Source organism: Microbacterium sp. 71-23, from assembly GCF_001897265.1.
GTDB classification, from domain to species: Bacteria; Actinomycetota; Actinomycetes; order Actinomycetales; family Microbacteriaceae; genus Microbacterium; species Microbacterium ginsengisoli.
In genome coordinates this window covers 1-1529 of record NZ_MKSL01000029.1, presented here as the reverse complement: position 1 = coordinate 1529, position 1529 = coordinate 1, and the positions used below count along the sequence as shown (strand labels likewise).

Below are 1529 nucleotides of genomic sequence, written 5' to 3'. Positions count from 1 at the left end.
CTCGACATGTCGGTCCGGCTGGTCGATGTTGCAGAACGTGGTCATCCCCACCACCCGCCCGGTCGCCAGGCGTCGGATCGCGAAGGGGTTCATGCCGCCGGCGGCATGCGACTCGCGGCGCCGCTCGATCTCGGCCGGGACATCCTCGGGCCTCGGGACCGAGGTGTACCAGGCGTGCTCGAGTCCCGCGGCGGCCTCGGCCAGGTCTCCGGCATGGTCGTCGGCGAGCGGCTCGAGCCGGACGAAGGCGTTCTCGAGGGTCACGGGCGCTGCGAAGTCCACGTGTCGAGCTTACGCGGCGTCCCTCGGCCGTCCCGTCAGCGGTTCCGGTCGAGGAGCGCGCCGACGGCCTCTCGCAGAGCGCCGAGGCGTCCCGCCGCGTCCTCCGCGGAGTCGCCGCGCACGTCGAGGTACGCCTTGAGCTTCGGCTCCGTCCCCGACGGTCGCACGATCACGCGCGACCCGTCGACGAGCCGGAACCGCAGCACGTCCCCCGGGGGGAACCCGTCGATCCCCTCCATCAGGTCGTCGACGCGCTCGACATCGACGTCGCCGAGGCAGGCGGGATGCGCCGTGCGCAGCCCCGCCATGATGCGCGCGATGACGCCGAGGTCGTCGACCCGGATCGAGATCTGGTCGCTCGCGAAATGGCCGAAGGTGGCGCCGAACTCGGCGAGGAGATCGTCGAGGCTGGCTCCGCGTCCGCGCGCCTCCGCGGCCATCCCCAGGATCGCCACCGCGGCGGAGACGCCGTCCTTGTCGCGGACCGTTCCGGGGTTCACGAGATAGCCGAGTGCCTCCTCGAAGCCGAAGACCAGTCCGGGGGCGCGCGAGATCCACTTGAACCCGGTGAGGGTGGCGTGGAAGTCGAGGCCGTAGTGCGCGGCGACGGCCTCCAGCCCCGGTGACGACACCAGCGAGCACGCCAGCGACGCCCCGGAGCCCGGGGTCGCCGTGCGGGCCGCGCGCCAGCCGAGCAGCAGCCCGACCTGGTTTCCGGTGAGGCGGCGCCACCCGCCGTCCACGCTGTCATCCGGCACGGCGACGGCCAGTCGATCGGCGTCGGGGTCGTTCGCGATCACGAGCTCGGCGCCCGATGCACGCGCCGTCTCGAACGCGAGGTCCATCGCGCCCGGCTCCTCCGGATTCGGGAACGCGACCGTCGGGAACGCGCCGTCGGGCTGGATCTGCGCCGTCACGAGCGTGGGGCGGGAGTAGCCGGCGGCGTCGGCGATCGCGGACACGGTCTCCCAGCCGACACCGTGCATGGCGGTGTACACCCAGCGCAGGTCGTCCGCGCCGCTCGGTGCGGGCGCGACCGCGGCGGTGGCCTCGATGTACGCGTCGACCACGGACTCGGGGGCGACCTCGTACCCGACGGAGCGCGGCAGGCGATCGACCGTCGTGCCATCGGCGATGCGCTGGATGTGCGCCGCGATCTCGGCATCGGCCGGCGGCACGATCTGGGATCCGTCGTCCACGCCGCCGAGGTACACCTTGTAGCCGTTGTCGTTCGGCGGATTGTGGGA

The 1529-nt window shown here is 72.7% G+C and carries 2 protein-coding genes; both read right to left on the bottom strand.

Features of this window, described 5'->3' with window-relative positions; genetic code table 11:
• On the bottom strand, positions 1 to 282 hold a 282-nt coding region (locus BGO15_RS10605), incomplete at its 3' end, for a GNAT family N-acetyltransferase (RefSeq protein ID WP_502689164.1).
• A gap of 35 nt (positions 283 to 317) precedes the next feature.
• A partial coding sequence (locus BGO15_RS10600) for a phospho-sugar mutase (RefSeq protein WP_286748242.1) occupies positions 318 to 1529 on the bottom strand: 1212 nt, incomplete at its 5' end.